Source organism: Jeotgalicoccus psychrophilus DSM 19085 (assembly GCF_000425845.1).
In the GTDB taxonomy this organism is placed as follows: domain Bacteria; phylum Bacillota; class Bacilli; order Staphylococcales; family Salinicoccaceae; genus Jeotgalicoccus; species Jeotgalicoccus psychrophilus.
The window spans coordinates 33,588-51,767 of the sequence record NZ_AUEF01000001.1; the positions used below are offsets into that span (position 1 = coordinate 33,588).

Below are 18,180 nucleotides of genomic sequence, written 5' to 3' on the forward strand. Positions count from 1 at the left end.
TTATAGACCAAAAAGCAGTGCTTTAAAAGTTTCTCTCGTGTCATGAATGACATTTTCTTCGGGGAAATATTTTAAAAATGCATTTTTATACGGTTTAGTCATAATCCTGTCGTCGAATAAGAGAACGACACCTTTATCTTCACTGCTGCGTTTGACTCTCCCGATAATCTGTCTGAAATGAATAACGGCTTCAGGCAGATCCGTCGTATAAAAATCTCTGAAACTGTCACCTTGTGGTACCGGAAACGGCAGTTTTGTCAGCATCAGCGTTTTATCTTTATCGCTGACGAGGTTAATACCTTCGGTAAAGGTATACGTACCGAGCAGAAGACACTGACTCAGCTGATTGTACTGGTTGAGCAGTTTTTCATTGTTCGAGTTATGAGACTGCCGGAGCACCGGAATCTGTTCGAACAATTCGATGTCTTCGGTGAAACTGTATACTTTATCGAGCAGTTCATAATTTGAAAATATAACGACGAGTTTCGAGTTCGTCTCACTTAAATACAGTGCAATATAATCGAGAATATCAACGATATAATTGTCATCTTTAGGATCATAGCTGCTGATGTCGTTCGGGATAAAGAGTTTGATATCGCTGTACATTTCAGTGTTATTCATTACTGTCGTCTTAAAGTCATAATCGCCAAACCAGTATTTTAAATGCTTAAAGCTGTCGTGCACTTCAAGCGTTCCGGACAGGAGAATCTGACACGGAATAGATCTGAGCGCGTCGGCCAGTGTGTCGAGTACATCTGTCCGGATTGTTACTTCAGTTTTCTGGAAGTTTTTGCTGCTCTTAATATGATAATCATCATATCGGAGCGCATAAAGCAGATTTTTAAGCGATGCATCAAAATAGTGCATGTGATTATACAGCGCCTGGTAATTATCAGTGCCGCGTATCGTGCTTAAAAACATATCCGTGTATTTAACGAGACTGTCCAGAGTTTCTATAGACTCATCGAGCTTTTTACGGGAGATCTGCTGGAACAGAATATCAATATTTTTATTTAAATTAATAACAATATCTTCAAGCAGATAAAGGGACACTGCGCTGTTTGTTTTACTGTACTGGCTAAGAAGCCTGTCCTGATTAATCAGCCCAACCTGACCGATAAAGAACTTCAGTTCCGGATAATTGAACGTTCTGCGCTCTTTCATATCGAGCGCCTGCTTCAGCTGATGTGCTTCATCGATAATTAAAGCCTGAATGCCCTCAAGACTATTGAGGCAGTCATTTAAAAAGTAATGATTGGTCACGATAATCGGCACTTTTTTAGCGTTTGATAAGGCACGCTTAAAGTAAAAGTGGTGTTTCTTATCCCCTGCCTGAATCAGCATCGTTTCGTAATACGATTTCTCCGGCCCGCGCAGATTAACTTCAGACAGATCACCCGTTTCAGTTTCAATCAGCCAGATAAGCATGCGCATTTTAAGGAAACATATTTCCGGATTCGTATCATCCAGCCCGAGCAGCGCAGTAAATGCGTTTAAATCAACATAATTCAGTCTGCCTTTTAACAGCGCAAATGGTGTTTCGTACGACACGACTTTTCTGAGACGCATCAGCGATTCCTCAATCAGCTGATTCTGGAGAATTTTACGCGATGTCGATACGACGACCTGACCGTCATATGCTGAATAGTAGCTCAGTGCGGCAATTAAAAATGCATCGCTTTTCCCAAGTCCGGTATACGCTTCAATCGCATGGTAATTTTCTTCGACAAGTGAATCGTATATTAATAAAGCAAGCTGGTACTGATCCTCGCGGTAGTCGTTACCCGTAATATTTAAATATTTATGATAAAGGTCATGGACACTGACAGAGTCAATATTTTTATGTGTGACCTCCGTCTCCTTAATATAAAACTGATTGAAACTAATAATATTCTCATCATTATCGTCTGAATACCGGTTTAATATTGAGAAAATTAAGTCGGTTAAATTTGTCCGCATTGATTTAGATAAGTGATAAATTTTTATCAGTGTTTCACGGTGTGTACTTATCATTTTTTTAATGATAAAAATCAGCACTTCAGCCGTGGCATAAGCATCTTCATCTGCGCGATGCGCCTGTGACAGTTCTATACCGAGATGTTCCGCGACCAGATGAAGCTGGTAGCCGGCAACGGACGGCAGAAAAATACGGACGAGTTCAACCGTATCGAGTGTGTGCACAGGATTATAGGCCAGTCCCGCAGATTTAAATGCAGACTGTAAAAATGTTAAATCAAAATCGACGTTATGCGCAACGAAAACCGCATCTTCCAGCTGGTTTTTAATATCGTCGGCAACGTCTTTAAATTTCGGTGCGCCAATCAGCATATCTGAAGAAATATTCGTCAGCTCGCGGATAAATGGCGACACGGTTGTTTCATCACTTAAAAAAGTATTGTACTGTCCTGTAATTTTAAAATTACGTACGAACACAATACTTAATTGAATGATATTATCTTTTTCTAAATTATTTCCAGTCGTTTCAAGATCGACGACTGCGAATGTTTTATTTAACATTATATCACCAAGCTAAATTTCAATATCGGCACTGATTACCTTATGTATGTTGTGGTCCCCGTCCAAAATGACCAGGTACCCTTCATCAGTAATATCGAGAGCTTTTCCTCTCAGTTTTTCTTTGACAGTTGTAATTGTCAGGTCGCGGTTAAAAATAATTGCCTGGTCGAGCCAGTCATCTTTAATCGAACTGAACGATTCACTTAAAAACTTGTCGTAATAATACTCTATTTTTTTAAACAGCACATCGATAAAATGATTCATATCAAATTCCGAGCCTTTAAGTTCACCGGTTATGGTCGTCGCCGTACCGAGAGCTTCGGTCACAGCTGACGGATTAATATTAATGCCGATACCGCAAACAATAGTTTCTACTATATTATCCGCACTGATGACTTCTGTTAAAAATCCGCATACTTTTTTGTCGTTAACTAAAATATCATTCGGCCATTTAATGCCGCTCTTAAGCCCTGTTGCTTCGCGAATTGCTTCGCTGATTGCGAGAGAGATAAATAAATTAAATACAATCATATTCTGATTGCTGATAGCCGGACGCAGCACAAGAGACATGTACAGTCCTGTTTCATCCGGCGACAGCCATTCGCGTTTAAAGCGTCCGCGGCCTTGACTCTGCTCGCCGCTCACAATTACTATATTACCATCATACTGGTCTAAAATCCTGAATGCATGATTTTGTGTAGAGTCAATCGTCTTTTTATAAATCAGCTGATCTAAGAGGCCCGATTTCTCTACAGTCCCGGCCAGCAGCGATTCATTTATTCTATTGGAAGGTTCAACAAGCTTATAACCTTTATTCGTGACGGCTGTAATATTATAGCCGTCCTCTTTCAGCTGCTGAATATTTTTCCAGACAGCTGTCCGTGAGACGCCGAGCTGTTCTGCGAGTCTCGTTCCGGATAAGTAATTACCTTCCATCAGTAAAGACAATATTTCCGTCTTCGTTTTTGACATGTGAATTCACCCAATTAATTATTTCTGATTCGTTATTTTCTATATTCTCTAAAAGTACTTCTTGCTCAATCGTATCCAGACACACGCTTAGCCATGGACCCCCTCGCGCATTTAAAGCGGTCATCAGAGCATTGCCGTTAACAGCGAGTTCGTTTCTGTTGTGTATTACAAGGTGTGGCTCCATGTCGATTGCTGACTGCAGCTGTTCTTTATGATTGGCGCTAAGCAGTTCGTTATTGTTAATTATAACATTTACACTGGTTAAAATGTCCGTCTCATAACGGTATGCAATAAGTTTGATGTTCATCTCGTTTTTTAAATCTTCCAGCAGTTTCAGTGACTGCTTGATAGTCATCTTCTGACGGTTTGACAGCTTGAGTTCACTCAAATGTGCACTTAAGTTGTCGTTGTATATATGTATTACAGCTTCCTCTTCCAGTGACTGTGCTCTGGACTTTAAATATTGTACTTTATCGATATGTTTAAAGAACGGCATATGTGATTTCAAGCCTGTTGCTGCAATCATGTCTTTCGCGCTGTTAACGTTAATACCGCGGTACAGTTTTTCAAGCTCTGCAGTAATCCGTTCAACAGCAACATAATCCAGCCTGCCGGCATGCAGACTGATTGCTTCTTTTGCACCGTCAGCCAGCTCAAAATCAAGCTGCGACATAAAGCGGACTGCACGGAGCATGCGGAGCGCATCTTCACCAAATCGGTCTGAAGCAGTTCCGACAGTGTTTATTATCCTGGCCTTAAGATCTGTGATGCCGTCATATGGGTCATATAATTTCATATCAGCAGTCATCGCCATCGCATTAATGGTAAAATCCCTGCGGCTTAAATCTTCTTTAAGATGCTGAGTGAAAAATACGTTGTCAGGTCTGCGATGATCCGTATATTCGCCTTCGACACGGTAGGTCGTCACCTCAAATGGCAGTTCATCCATCAGTACAATAATCGTGCCGTGTTCTTTCCCGACATCGATTGTTTTTTCGAATAAAGACTCAATCTCATCGGGAAGTGCGTTGGTCGTAATATCGACATCGCTGACTGCCCGGCCGAGCGTATAATCACGTACTGCCCCGCCGACAAAATATCCTTCGTAGTTATTATCTTCAAAGCGCTCTATAATTTTTGCGCCGGTCTTAAATAGATTGTGTTCCGTCATTATCTGCACCTGCCAAAAGCTTAGTATATAAATTTTCGTACTCTGTAACGATGTTCTCCATGTCAAAACGTGTCTTTACATCTTTAAGCATCTTTTCCTGCATCATTTTGTACAGCACATCATCGTTCAACAGTTTAATTAAATGCGCGGCCGCCTGTTTATAATCACCGACATCAACGACATAACCCGTGTCATTGTGATGAATGACTTCTGAAATCCCGCCTGCCGTCGAGCCGATGGGAATCGCACCGCAGTACATCGCTTCAAGCATTGCGAGACCGAAGCTTTCCTTGGCACTTAACAGTAAAAAAGCATCGCTTAGTTTGTAATATGAACTGACGTCTGACTGCTGGCCGGCGAAATGCACACGGTCTTCAATACCGAGATTTTTAACGAGTTCCCTAATACTGTACATGTCGGGACCATCTCCAACAAGGACTAGATGGCAGTCGATCTCTTTCGATGTTTCGTGGAAAGTGTGAACGATATCATCGACATTTTTAATCTTTCTGAAATTAGAAGTATGCATCAATACTTTAGCACCAGGTGGAATATTTAATTTTTCCTTAAGTTCTTTTTTAACGGCTAATCTGTTGTCGGTATTAAAACGGGATTCATCGACGAAATTATAAACAGTCGTAATTTCACTCTCTGGATTAATTAACTCGTACGTCTCCTCTGTCAGACTGTTGCTGACAGACGTAGTGATATCCGAGCCGTCAATGCCGAATTTTATCGCGCTGACCAGTGACATATCGTGTCCGAGCACAGTAATATCAGTCCCGTGCAAAGTTGTGACGATGCCGACATCTTTCTTTTTTGACATCTGCCTTGCCAGAATGCCGCAAACCGCATGCGGAATGGCGTAATGCATATGAATGACATCGAGCTCGTAGCGATCGATGACCTCAGAAATTTTACTCGATAAAGTTATATCATACGGCGGGTATTTGAAGACGCTGTAGTCATTTACCTCAGTCCGATGCGTGTAAATATTATCATAATTATGCTCCAGCCGGAACGGCACACTCGATGAAATAAAGTGCACCTCGTGACCGCGGCGAGCCATTTGAATCCCAAGTTCCGTAGCGATAACTCCGCTGCCGCCAACACTTGGATAACATGTAATTCCAATTTTCATAATTATGCACCTCTATTGCTTATAGTATCGTTAATCAATGTTAATTATAATGAATATAAGAGTATAAGGGAAATGAATCTGTTTACATTGATGATATAAGTTGTATGGAAACTCTATGAGTTCACTTCATAGAAATCCAAAACACTCAGAAATTCTATGAACTTACTTCATAGAAATCCAAAACACTCAGAAATCCTATGAACTTACTTCATAGAAATCCAAAACACTCAGAAATCCTATGAACTTACTTCATAGAAATCCAAAACACTCAGAAATCCTATGAACTTACTTCATAGAAATCCAAAACGCTCGGAAATTCTATGAGCTGATATAATCGTTAAAACACCAGCCCATAACTCCACAAAAAAACAGCCGCATCATCCATCCAGGATAATACGGCTGTCTTCAGCTCAAAATTATTAGCTTTGGTTTCTTGCGATCATAATAAAGCGTAACAGCTCTGCTACAGCGACTGCTGTTGCGGCAACGTATGTCATTGCTGCAGCGTTCAGTACTTTCTTAGCGTGGCGGTATTCTTTACTGTTCACAATGTTTAATTCTTCAATCTGGTTCATTGCGCGTCTTGATGCGTCAAACTCAACAGGCAGTGTAACGAGCTGGAATAATACGGCGAATGCCATCAGCCCGATTCCTGACCATAATAGAATTTCACCAAGTCCGCCGCCTGCAGCGCTTTGTGCTGCTGTCAGGATAATACCTGCAATAATTAGGAAATACGAGAAGTTGCTTCCTAATTGTGCGAGCGGGAATAATGCTGATCTGAAGTTTAAGAACTTATAGCCGGTAGCATGCTGAATCGCATGGCCGACTTCGTGTGCAGCGACTGCTGTACCTGCAACGCTCGGGTTGTCGAAGTTGCCGGGAGACAGAACGATTTTTTTGTTTTTCGGGTCGTAGTAGTCTGTCAGGATACCTTGACCGCGTTCAACTGTAACATCGTAAATTCCATTTTCCCGGAGGATGTCTTCTGCAACCTGCTGACCTGTAAGTCCGCTTGTCGAACGTACTTTTGAATACTTGTTAAACGTAGATTTTACATTCATCTGCGCAAGCATTGGTACAACCATTAATATTACAAAGTAGATTATAAGATACAAGTTAGTCCCTCCGTTTAGTTCATAGTACTATTTTACTAAACTGTTTTTACTTAAGTCAATTATTACGTCTAGCCGCGAGTTTATATAACAGCACGAGGACAATCACCGTCAGCCAGAATGCGAGATAGCCTATCTCAGCTACATGCGGATGAAGGTTACCGTATCTCGGGTACTGCATATATACATAATCGATAAAATCATTATGAAACAGCCAGATTGCAGTGACATAAAAATGCCACGGCTTAATTTCGATATAAGGCAGGAACATAAATGCCATCAGCGCCATCGCAGCATGCGAAGCAATGAGCATTAAACCGATCCAGGATACAAAGCCCATATCGATAAAGTTCCAGATATTCATAATAACTGCCCAGACGCCGTATTTTATCAGCGTTGTAAATGCGAGTGCATCTATCAAGCCGAATTTCTTATTAAACAATATTAGTAATATTAATATTGATAAAAACAGCGTTGCTGTCGGGCTGTCAGGAACGAATGGATAGAAATACCAGGGCGTAATTGACAGCTGTCCGCCATACCATATATACCCGTAAATCGTACCTCCGACGTTACAGATCAGCAGGAAAACAAGGAATACTCGATTAAACATTAGTTTATATAAGTTATATATCATCATTTCACCTATAAGAAGACCCTTCTGTTGCCAGAAGGGTCATTATTATTATTCTGCTGATTCTTCAGTGTTAGCTGCTTCGTCTCTTGAAGTAAGTTCCAAGCCTGCAACATATTCAGAAATTGCTGTAATTTCTTCGTCTGTAAGCTGACCTTCAAAGGCAGGCATTTCTTCTGTACCATTTCTTACGAATGCATCTACCATCTCAGGAGAAAGATCCGGTTCAATTAAGTTAGGACCTGAACCTCCGGCTAGTTCACCGCCGTGACAGCTCGTACAGTTCGTACGGATTAAGTCATTGAAAACAGGATCTTCTGCGTCTAAGTTAGAGAAGACAATCTGCCCCTGCTGGCTTTGCTGATCCCAGTCGTGATAAGCTACCGATTCCCAAGTTGTATAGAAAATAATACCAATTGCAATCAGCATCATTCCTGATGCAACAGGACGTTTTTTCCAGTGACGTTCTTTTTTGCCGTCAAGCCAAGGTGCAAGTAATAAAGCACCGAAAGCAATACCAGGAATAATCATGGCACCGACAACGTTAAACGGTCCGGAAGCATATGTGTACTTAAGAATCTGATAAAGGAATAGGAAATACCAGTCTGGTAATGGAATATAACCTGTATCAGTTGGATCTGCCATACGCTCAAGCGGTGCTGGATGCGCAACAGTCAAGCATAGAAAACCTATTAAGAATACCGCTCCGACTAGCCACTCTTTGAGCAGGTAATCTGGAAAGAACTCCTCTGTACGACCAGGGAATTCTGAATAGTCACGATTTAGTTTTGGTTTGTCGTATTTTTGGATTCGTGAGTCACCGACAAAAGTGAGACCTTTACCGTGTTTCATATAGTTACCCTCCCCTTATAGTGGTCCTGAAATACCTTGTCTACGTATTAAGATAAAGTGTATTGCCATTAATACAAACAGTGCTGCAGGCAGGAAGAATACGTGGATGGCAAAGAACCTTGTAAGTGTCTGAGCACCGATAATTGTCGAATCACCTGCGAGAAGTGTCTTAATCCATTCACCAATGAATGGTACACTTTCTGCAATATCCAAGCCTACTTTAGTAGCGAATAATGCTTTCATGTCCCATGGCAGCAAGTAGCCTGTGAATGCAAGACCGAGCATAACTGCGAATAACAGTACACCAACGACCCAGTTTAATTCACGAGGTGACTTATAAGCACCTGTAAAGAATACTCTGAGAGTATGTAAGAACATCATAACTACTACTAAACTCGCACCCCAGTGGTGCATACCTCTGACGATAACACCGGCTGCTACATCCTGCTGAAGGAAGTACACAGAGTTCCAGGCATTAATAATGTCGGGTACGTAATACATTGTTAAAAACATTCCAGATAAAATCTGGATAACTGTAATAAAGAACGTCAGTCCTCCAAAACAGTAGACGAAAGCTGAGAAGTGGTAGGCAGGGTTAACATGCTCTGGCACTTCGTGATCAGCTACGTCTCTCCAGATCGGAGTGATGTCAATTCTGTCATCAATCCAATCATAAATACGATTTAGCATTTAATTCCCTCCTATACCAATTCATTCTCGTGGACGGCACCGATTGTTAAGAAGCCATCTGATTCTCCAACTTCGAACATATCAAGTGGTCCACGCGGCGGTGTACCCGGTACGTTAGCACCGTTCTTTTCGTAAAGGCCGTTATGACATGGACAGAAGAATCTATCCGGGTTAGCGGCATCACTTGCCCACGAAACCGTACACCCTAAATGTTTACACACAGGCGATAACGCTATGATTTCATTGCCTTCGCGATAAACCCAAGCGAAATCCGTTACCTCACTCACATACCAACCATCTGTTTGTTCGAATGTGAAGTCAACACTAATTGGCTCCTCTGTGATTTCATCAATACTAACACTAGTAGTAATCATGTCACCTGCAGACGATTCCTGGAAAAGTGGATCAAGTGCAAATCTACCCATCGGCAGAATCATACCTGCCGCCATGAACGACCCAACACCCATTAAAGAGTAGTTCATAAACTGGCGTCTTGTTACTTTTTGCGACATTTTTGTTTCCCCTCCTCAAACGCACATACTTTTACATATAATATAACTAGGACATTTCAATTTTAGCTCATTAAAACTAGGCGGTCAATATGGTTTTCAAATAATTGACACATGTTATAAACAGAATTGTGTAATTCTACTTTTAATTATTGATTCCACACACCGATAATCTGTTTGATGACAGTTTTCACTTCATCATTAATAATTGAAATTTTCATTTCATTATCCATATCGCTGATTGGGATACTGTTTAATTTTATATTGTGGACACCTTCTGTTTCCAGTGCATCGAAAGACAGGCTGACAACATTTTTAAAGCCGTATTCTGTCAGCTGATTCTTATAAGTTTCCAAGGCTGAGCTGTCTTTGTCCACAGTCGTCAGTGACGGCGTGATCATCAGACGCCCTTTCAACTGCTTCTCCAGCTGAATTGTTACCAGCTGAATCAACTCCAGGTTATTAGAATGGTGCAGCAGATTGCTGTCGAAATCCACACTCACGACAGGAACGATTGCCGTATCGACAAATTCAATTTCATCTTTTAATACTCTTAAATCACGATTATTATAAAGCACAAATACTAACCTCTTTTATCATTTAGTTTTTGTAGTTCATCAGTTAATTCGAAAAAGCGTTCTTTATCTTTTGATACGAGTGTTTCATCGATTAAGCTTTCGAGTTCTTCAATATCTTCTAATAGAATTTCATCATTTTTCATCAGTTCTTTTGACTTCGCCTGATTATATCGTAGGTCGTTTTTCGCGAAGATAAATTCAACGTACAGTGCATCTGTTTTGTTCAGATTCAGCTCATGGAATATCGTCTCGCCGTTCGCAGTTACAGTACCGTTCTTTTCAAACATTAAAGTCGGACGGTTCGTGCTGCTTTCGGCGATTCTGAGCTTGCGCTCGAGCTCAGAATTTGTAAATGAAATATTATGCGTTATCAGAGGATGGGATTTTATAAAATTTAAAATCCACACTGCAGTATGGTCTTTGAATTCATAATTATATAAGCAATAATTTATAAAATCTTTTTTAAAACTCGTCTTCCTCACCTGCTATTCGCTCGAAATCCAGCTGCCACTCCAGATTATCGGGTTCTAGTTTAATTAGTTTTTCGAGTACATTTTTCTTATTCGGATGATTAATCTCTGTCAGATAGTAATAATAATCTGCATAAAATTCTGATGAATCACCGATTAAGCTTTCAGCATCTTCGTAATATTCAATTGCTTTATCATCGTTTTCGTTTTCAGCTTCGATTTTAGCCAGCAGATAAATTGATTCACCGCTCAGCGAGTTAATATCGAGATGCTTAACGTAGTCATCAATCGTACTTGTCTCACCTGTTTTCAAAATACTTTCAAACAGCATGAGGTAAGCATCATCGTAATCTTCATCAAGCGACGTTGCCAGGCTGAAGTGTTCAATTGCTTCTGCCGGCTTGTTCTGTCTGAAGTAAAGACGTCCGATATGGAAATATATGAGTGCATTTTTATCATTTTCACGCAGGTAGCGGAGCATTGTTTCAAGCGCGTCATCGAGATTATGTTCAGTTTCATAAATGTTCATTAAAAGAATATATGCATTGATAAAGTACGGTTCATTGTCGAGTACTTTTTCAAGCAGTGTTTTCGCACGGTCGTATTCTTTTAAATTATATTCGAGAAGTGCTTCTTTATAAAAGTCTTCGTTTCCGTAAGATTCGTCCGGCACGTTATCGAAATACGCGCGTGCATCGTCGAAATTCAGAAGATTCAAGTTGATATCAGCGAGACGCAGGCTGATAATGATGCCGTTAACTTCTTCCAGACCTTCGTTCAGCACTGTTTCGTAAAAACGGATGGCTTCTTCAAGATCTCCCGTTGTGTAATAGAGTTCGGCAAGCGCAAAATCGATAATAATATCATCGGTCATTGTTTTCGCATCGAACAATAGTCTGACAGCAACGTCATTTAAGTTCATCTGCTGAAATATTTCAGATTTCAGCATAAGTACTGTCGGTGTTTCCGGGCTGTTGTTAATCAGCGTCAGCGCATCATCGAGACGTGCTTCACTGATATACGAGTCGACGAGATAGCTGATGACGTAATCATCGTGGTCGACATTATCGTTCAAGTGCAGAAACACCTGTCTTGCCTGATGGTCTAGTCCTGCCTGCTGCAGCGCATCGCCGAGTAAAAATAAAGCTTCCAGCGATTCGTCCGAATGAAACTGCTCCAGACTGTTCAGTATATTATTTAAATCTTCTTCCGGATAAGACCCCTGACGGAGTTTATCGATTATACGAAGTATTTCTTCCTGCATATTACCGGTCCTTTCTTAAACCTTCAAGATCGCTTACGAACGAAGGGAACGATACGTCTATTGCGCTCGAATCATCAATTTCAATATTTGTATTTACTGCGATCGCCATAACGATCAGCATCATGATAATGCGGTGGTCATGATAGCCTTTAAAAAGCTGGTCCTGTTTAATTGTACTGTGACCTGGGCTCACTTTAAAGCCGTCATCATACTCTTCAAATGATACACCGAATTTTTCCAGTTCCGCAATAACTGCTGTGATGCGGTCTGTTTCTTTGAATCTTAATTCTTCTGATCCGCGGACAGTACTTGCTCCGCTGGCGAATACTGCAAGTACAGCGAGAATTGGAATTTCATCAATCAGGCGTGGAATTATATCTCCGTCGATATGGAACGGTTTTAAGTCTGGTGTATACTCTACTCTAATATCGCCGAACTTTTCACCTGTCGAATCGTGTTCGGTAATAGTAATGCTGCCGCCCATTTCTTTGACGACATCGATAATGCCGGCACGCGTTTCGTTCAGAGATATATTTTCAATCGTAATATCCGCGCCTTCAATAATCAGTCCGAGCACGATTAAAAATGCTGCCGATGAAATATCCCCCGGCACGGTTACGTCTGCCGCTGAAAGTTTACTGCCGCCGTTCAGTTTAACAGTTGTGCCCGATACGGAAATATCCGCACCGAACTGCGCCATCATAATTTCCGAATGGTTGCGTGACTGATGTGTTTCATGAACGATTGTCTCTCCGTCTGTGAACAGTCCTGCAAACAGTATCGCACTTTTCACTTGTGCTGAAGCGATCGGCATATCGTATTCAAGCGGTTTTAAAACTGCCGGATAAATATTGACCGGCGGATATTTATCGTTCTTTAAGCTGATGTCAGCACCCATGTCAGACAGCGGTATAACGACGCGGTCCATCGGGCGTTTGGCAATTGTAGCATCACCTTCAACCGATGCGGTAATGTTTTTAAGACCAGCTAAGAGTCCGGTAATTAACCGTGTTGTTGTGCCGCTGTTGCCTGTATACAAAGTTTGTTCAGGTGACGTTAAACTGTCATGACCATTTGAAATAACTTTAAAATCATCGCCTTCACGCGTTATTTCAGCACCCAGCTGGCGCATATTTTCAAAAGTTCTGAGCGTGTCCGCACTGATTAAGGGACGGTATATATTTGTCGTTCCCTGACTCAGTGCACCGAGCATTAGAGCGCGGTGTGTAATCGACTTATCTCCAGGTACTCTTATGGTGCCTTTAAATGTTCCATTCAGTAATTGCTTCATATGCGCTCCTTTAACGCTGTCAGTATATTTTTAAGTTCTGAAACTTTAATATCTGAGACAGCCAGTGTACTTTGATCTTTAAACAGCACGTAGCTGATATAGTCATTGCGGTGATTTTTTTTATCTTTCTGCATCAGACTGATCATTTCAGCAATGTCCATTTCTTTAAGCAGCAGAACTGGATAGCCATGATTTTCCATATAAGACATATAGACATCGATGTCGAAGGCTGTATCATTCAGTTCGTTGGATATATAAAGCGCTGCAATAATACCGAGCATAACTGCCTGGCCGTGAGGGATTTTATATTTATATTCCACAGCATGAGCGAGTGTATGGCCTAAGTTTAAAAACTTGCGGCTGCCGCTCTCGTGTTCGTCTTCAATCACGATTTTCATTTTTGTTTCAATGCCTTTAATGATAAACGGAGTGAGATTTTGTACATCGATACTGCCCTCAGTCACTGTAAGGAGTTCTTCAAGCGTCTCTGGACTGTGAATCATCGCGTGCTTAAACACTTCACCGAAACCGCTGAGAATTTCAGCAGAAGGCAGTGAATCAAGAAATTCAAGATCATAGATAACAGCTTTCGGACGGTAAAATGCACCGATTAAGTTTTTACCGTGACGAGAATTAATCGCAGTTTTTCCGCCGATAGCGGAATCATGTGCGAGCAGTGTCGTCGGCACGTGAATATAGTCCACACCGCGAAGTACCATGCTTGCAATAAAGCCGCCGGCATCCCCCGTGGCACCGCCGCCTATAACGACAATTAGCGAATTGCGTTTAATGCCGGATGCCAGCAGTTCTTCCACAGTGTGCATTAAAGGAGAAACGTATTTAAACGGTTCTCCTCCTGTGACGACCAGCGGTGATTTTATAAATGATAATTTTGTCTCTTTGTATATATCATATACATTTTCATCGATAATATAATATACGGATTCGTACTGTTCGGTATAAGTGTTTAACTTGTTTCCCAAAATATTCCGTGCAACGTGAATTTTATAATTATTATCTTTATAGGCCGTCGAAATATCCATGTTAATACTCGCTTAAACGTTTATTGTACAATTCCAGTGATGCTTTCAGATCACCGAAGTCATCGCTAGGAAACTTGTCTAAAATAGCTTCTGCGACTTCAATGGCAACCATGTGTTCAGCAACAATCGAAGCAGCCGGCACTGCACAAGGATCACTGCGCTCAATCGTTGCAGTAAATGCTTCTTTCGTATCAATATCGACACTCATTAACGGTTTGTATAAAGTCGGTATTGGCTTCATTACGCCGCGGACAACAATCGGCATTCCGGTCGTCATTCCGCCTTCGAAACCGCCTAAGTTGTTTGAGCTGCGGTAAAAACCGTCTTCTGAATCGAATTTAATTTCATCCTGAACTTCAGATCCCGGCGTTTCAGCCATTTTAAAGCCCATTCCGAATTCAACACCTTTAAATGCATTGATGCTGACGATGCTGCGTGCAATTTTTGCGTCGAGCTTACGGTCGTAATGAACGTGAGATCCTAAACCTACCGGCGGATTCTCGACGATAACTTCAACGACGCCGCCAAGTGTATCTCCGGCTTTCTTAGCCGCATCAATAACTTCTTCTGCAGCTTTAGTCGCATCATCCGAAATCATACGCACGCTAGAGTTATTTGATTTGTCACTTAAAGTAGCATAATCGTATGCGCTGTCATCTGTGACCTGCCCTATTTTAGTCACGCGGGAAGTAATATTTATATCTAGAGCATGTAATAATTCTTTACAGAGTGCGCCTACAGCGACACGTGCAGTTGTTTCACGTGCAGAAGAACGCTCCAGAATATTGCGGAGATCACGGTGATTATACTTCATACCGCCAACCAGGTCAGCATGACCGGGACGCGGTTTTGTTATAATGCGTTTCATTTCAGCTTCTTCCTCTTTAGTAATCGGCTCGTCACCCATAATATTGACCCAGTGTTTAAAGTCGTCATTATTGACTTCCATCATAATCGGGCTGCCGAGCGTCTTGCCGTGGCGGACACCTGAACCAAATTCGAAAGTATCTTTCTCAATCTGCATGCGGCGGCCGCGGCCGTATCCGCCCTGGCGTTTAAATAACTCTTCCTGCATGCGTTCTTTATTAATTGGAAGGTTCGAAGGGAAGCCTTCGACAATAGCGTTAACTTTCGGGCCGTGCGATTCTCCTGAAGTTAAAAATCTCATTGCAAGCACCTCTATCTGAATTATTTATTTATATTAATATATGAAAAAAAGACTGAGTAATGTTATTACCCAGCCTGGCTGCAAGTTTTAGTAAATCCAAGGGCTATTAGACAGGTTGTAATCTAATACTTCAGATTCGTTGAAGAATAAGTTAATTTCTCTTTCAGCACTTTCAAGTGAATCTGAACCGTGAATGATGTTTTTACCAACAGTTAAACCGAAGTCTCCGCGGATAGTTCCAGGTGCAGCTTCCTGCGGGTTAGTAGATCCTACAACTAAACGTGCAGTTTTAATTACGTTTTCACCTTCAAGAACCATTGCAAAAACAGGTCCAGAAGTAATGAATTCTACAAGCTCGCCGAAGAAAGGTCTTTCACTGTGTTCACCGTAGTGAGTTTTAGCAAGATCTTCAGATACCTGCATCAGTTTAGCACCAACAACTTTGAATCCTTTGTTTTCTAATCTTTCAACGATAGGTCCGATAAGATTTCTTTGGACGCCGTCTGGTTTAATCATAAGAAATGTTTTTTCCATTATAATAAGCTCCCTTAAATATGTTTTCGACTATTATTTTAGCATTATATACAGTGTGTTTACAAACTAATTTCGTCTGTTTTTTAACATACCGGTAATTTCAGTAAAATAATGTCTGATTGGTTCGTCAATATTGCTGATTTCAGCTTCAGCCTGCTCTAAATGCTCTGTACTTACCCGAAGTGCCTGGTCGACTGCATCACTGTTTAGAATATAGTCGATTAATGCACCTGGATTTTCTTTCGTGTCAGAGAATTTTTCCAGCATCGCTTTGAATACTGGATCACTGTCTCTTAAGAGCAGCACTGGTAATGTGTAATGCCCATTTTTGATATCCGAGTAATTCGGCTTGCCGAGCGTACGTGTACTGCCCGTAAAGTCGAGACAGTCATCGATAATCTGGAAACTCATGCCGATGTGATAACCGTACGTGCGCAGTTTGTCCATCAGCTCATCTTCGAGATGTGCTGCATGCCCGCCGAGTTCGATGCTCAATACGATTAACAGCGCAGTTTTACGGTAAATTTTTCTGAAATACTCATCCAGTGTCTGGGCTGCGTCAAACTGCGTATCGAACTGGATAAGTTCACCCTGCACGATTTCCCGGATGCCTGAAGAATATGTCTCATGGAATTTGCGGCTGTCGATTTTACTGACAATCTGCAGTGCGGAAGACAGCAAATAGTTTCCTGTGTTGACAGCCTGAAAATAACCGTGCTCGTAAAAGACAGTCGGCTTGCCTCTTCTGAGTTCACTGTCGTCGATAATATCATCGTGCACAAGTGTTGCCATATGAAGCAGTTCGAGACTCGCACTTGTTTTCAGTACATCATTATAGTGCTCTTTATCCCCTAATTTACCCGCGAGTATAGTAAACATGGGACGAAGTTTCTTTCCCCCAGAGTTAAACAGCTCGAAACTCTTATCATTAACGATCGTACCATTTGGTTTAAGTTCTTCTTTAACAATTTTTTTAACATGGGACAATTCCCCTGCCATAATTTTCTTTAAAGATTTCACATTGCAGCCTCTAGCGGTTTATATCCGATATGAGTAGCTGCAGTACCAAATGTATGAGGGATTACTTTGATATTTATATATCCGTTCTGATGCATCATCGATTTTAATTCATCTTTTGATAAAAAATTGCTTGTCGATTCATACAGCCACGTGTATTCCTGGCCACTGCCGGCAATCAGCTGACCAAGGTACGGCATAATTTTACCGAAGTAAATATTAAAACCGTAGTTAATCAACCCGTTTTCCGGATTTGATGTTTCAAGAATAACAAGCTGGCCGCCTGGTTTTAAGACGCGGTAAAATTCCTCGACTGCTTTATTATAGTCAGGCAGATTGCGCAGACCGAATCCAATCGTAATAATATCGAATGAATTATCCTCGTAAGGAAGTTCAGTTGCATCGCCCTGCAGCAGCGTGATGTTTTTAATATCAGCTGTTTTTTCAGCGGCTACTTTCAGCATGTTTTCACTGAAATCCAGCCCCGTTATATCAGCCTCTTTATTTTCAGCAAGCTGAATAGTCCAGTCACCTGTACCGCAGCACAAATCGAGTACCTGATGGCCCGGTTTCACAAAGATTTCCTTGTTCGTGCGGTTACGCCATATCGTATGCTGATTAAAGCTTATAATATCGTTCATATGGTCGTAATCATCTGAAATGGAATTAAAGATTGTCTGAATTCTGTTTTCTGTTTGCATTAGCGCTCACCTTTTGTATTTATTATGTATGCCAGCTTTGAACGGTCAATGTTTTTAATATAACGGCCGAGTACGTTATCGAGATCAGACGTCACATACCCATTATCTATTAAATACAAAAGCGGTGCAAATAGCAGGTACTTTAATTCGCTGTCGGAAACTTCGAGAGCGTCTTCGTAAAGTCTGGATTTTTTAGATGATAGGAGTTTGGATATTTCCACCATGTCATGAACGACATCCATTTCACAGTGGCTTGCAAGTGACGAGTAAAACTCGCTGAAATAAAAGTCCCCGGCAAGAACGTGGCTTTCCCGTTCATCAGCAGAAGGTATCCGGTCGAGCTGATTTAAAGCATATGTAAATAAAAGAACCGCATTTGCAACGTGTCTTTTATGAATTATATTTTTACTGTCTGAAAAAAAGTCAGTAATTTCATTTTGATCAAGCTTAGTAATCAATTCAGATAATGCTGAATCGTTATATGGTTGCACGGCTGAGTATTTCATAAATATC

19 protein-coding genes are annotated in these 18,180 nt (G+C 41.2%); all 19 read right to left on the bottom strand.

What is annotated here, in order from left to right; all coding sequences use genetic code 11:
• Positions 1-2,517 (bottom strand): helicase C-terminal domain-containing protein, encoded by a 2,517-nt coding sequence (locus H625_RS0100180; RefSeq protein ID WP_026858057.1) that lies wholly within the window; start codon positions 2,515-2,517, stop codon positions 1-3.
• A gap of 12 nt (positions 2,518-2,529) precedes the next feature.
• Positions 2,530-3,489, bottom strand: a complete 960-nt coding sequence (locus tag H625_RS0100185; RefSeq protein ID WP_026858058.1) for a biotin--[acetyl-CoA-carboxylase] ligase — start codon at positions 3,487-3,489, stop codon at positions 2,530-2,532.
• Positions 3,443-4,660 carry a CCA tRNA nucleotidyltransferase gene (locus H625_RS0100190; RefSeq protein WP_035784848.1) on the bottom strand — a complete coding sequence of 406 codons (1,218 nt, stop codon included), beginning with the start codon at positions 4,658-4,660 and terminating at the stop codon, positions 3,443-3,445. The genes H625_RS0100185 and H625_RS0100190 overlap by 47 nt, the downstream gene beginning before the upstream one ends.
• Positions 4,638-5,801 carry an N-acetyl-alpha-D-glucosaminyl L-malate synthase BshA gene (gene bshA, locus H625_RS0100195; protein ID WP_026858060.1) on the bottom strand — a complete coding sequence of 388 codons (1,164 nt, stop codon included), beginning with the start codon at positions 5,799-5,801 and terminating at the stop codon, positions 4,638-4,640. The genes H625_RS0100190 and bshA overlap by 23 nt, the downstream gene beginning before the upstream one ends.
• A gap of 419 nt (positions 5,802-6,220) precedes the next feature.
• On the bottom strand, positions 6,221-6,919 hold the full coding sequence (locus H625_RS0100200; RefSeq protein ID WP_026858061.1) for a zinc metallopeptidase: 699 nt from the start codon (positions 6,917-6,919) through the stop codon (positions 6,221-6,223).
• 55 nt (positions 6,920-6,974) lie between these two features.
• On the bottom strand, positions 6,975-7,529 hold the full coding sequence (locus H625_RS0100205) for a DUF1405 domain-containing protein (protein WP_245573073.1): 555 nt from the start codon (positions 7,527-7,529) through the stop codon (positions 6,975-6,977).
• Positions 7,530-7,601: 72 nt separating this feature from the next.
• A complete protein-coding gene (locus tag H625_RS12330; protein WP_051238915.1) occupies positions 7,602-8,402 on the bottom strand; it encodes a menaquinol-cytochrome c reductase cytochrome b/c subunit in 801 nt (266 codons plus the stop codon).
• A gap of 15 nt (positions 8,403-8,417) precedes the next feature.
• Positions 8,418-9,092, bottom strand: coding sequence for a menaquinol-cytochrome c reductase cytochrome b subunit (qcrB, locus tag H625_RS0100215; RefSeq protein WP_026858063.1), 675 nt, complete (start codon positions 9,090-9,092; stop codon positions 8,418-8,420).
• Positions 9,093-9,103: 11 nt separating this feature from the next.
• Entirely contained in the window at positions 9,104-9,604 is a 501-nt protein-coding gene (locus tag H625_RS0100220; protein ID WP_026858064.1) for a Rieske (2Fe-2S) protein, read from the bottom strand.
• Positions 9,605-9,750: 146 nt separating this feature from the next.
• On the bottom strand, positions 9,751-10,179 hold the full coding sequence (locus H625_RS0100225) for a DUF2487 family protein (protein WP_026858065.1): 429 nt from the start codon (positions 10,177-10,179) through the stop codon (positions 9,751-9,753).
• Between the two features lie 5 nt (positions 10,180-10,184).
• Positions 10,185-10,661 (bottom strand): YpiB family protein, encoded by a 477-nt coding sequence (locus H625_RS0100230; protein WP_026858066.1) that lies wholly within the window; start codon positions 10,659-10,661, stop codon positions 10,185-10,187.
• Entirely contained in the window at positions 10,642-11,913 is a 1,272-nt protein-coding gene (locus H625_RS0100235) for a tetratricopeptide repeat protein (protein ID WP_026858067.1), read from the bottom strand. Before H625_RS0100235 ends, H625_RS0100230 begins: the two co-directional genes overlap by 20 nt.
• Position 11,914: 1 nt before the next feature.
• Positions 11,915-13,204, bottom strand: coding sequence for a 3-phosphoshikimate 1-carboxyvinyltransferase (gene aroA, locus H625_RS0100240; protein ID WP_026858068.1), 1,290 nt, complete (start codon positions 13,202-13,204; stop codon positions 11,915-11,917).
• Positions 13,201-14,247, bottom strand: coding sequence for a 3-dehydroquinate synthase (gene aroB, locus H625_RS0100245; protein WP_026858069.1), 1,047 nt, complete (start codon positions 14,245-14,247; stop codon positions 13,201-13,203). Before aroB ends, aroA begins: the two co-directional genes overlap by 4 nt.
• 1 nt (position 14,248) lies before the next feature.
• Positions 14,249-15,415 carry a chorismate synthase gene (gene aroC, locus H625_RS0100250; RefSeq protein WP_026858070.1) on the bottom strand — a complete coding sequence of 389 codons (1,167 nt, stop codon included), beginning with the start codon at positions 15,413-15,415 and terminating at the stop codon, positions 14,249-14,251.
• A gap of 87 nt (positions 15,416-15,502) precedes the next feature.
• Positions 15,503-15,949 (bottom strand): nucleoside-diphosphate kinase, encoded by a 447-nt coding sequence (gene ndk / locus H625_RS0100255; RefSeq protein WP_026858071.1) that lies wholly within the window; start codon positions 15,947-15,949, stop codon positions 15,503-15,505.
• Between the two features lie 66 nt (positions 15,950-16,015).
• Positions 16,016-16,969: a polyprenyl synthetase family protein gene (locus tag H625_RS0100260; protein WP_026858072.1), complete on the bottom strand. Its 954-nt coding sequence runs from the start codon at positions 16,967-16,969 to the stop codon at positions 16,016-16,018.
• Positions 16,966-17,667, bottom strand: coding sequence for a demethylmenaquinone methyltransferase (locus H625_RS0100265; protein WP_026858073.1), 702 nt, complete (start codon positions 17,665-17,667; stop codon positions 16,966-16,968). Before H625_RS0100265 ends, H625_RS0100260 begins: the two co-directional genes overlap by 4 nt.
• Complete coding sequence (locus tag H625_RS12335; RefSeq protein WP_169516104.1) at positions 17,667-18,158, bottom strand: hypothetical protein; 492 nt, start codon at positions 18,156-18,158, stop codon at positions 17,667-17,669. Before H625_RS12335 ends, H625_RS0100265 begins: the two co-directional genes overlap by 1 nt.
• Between the last annotated feature and the right edge of the window lie 22 nt (positions 18,159-18,180).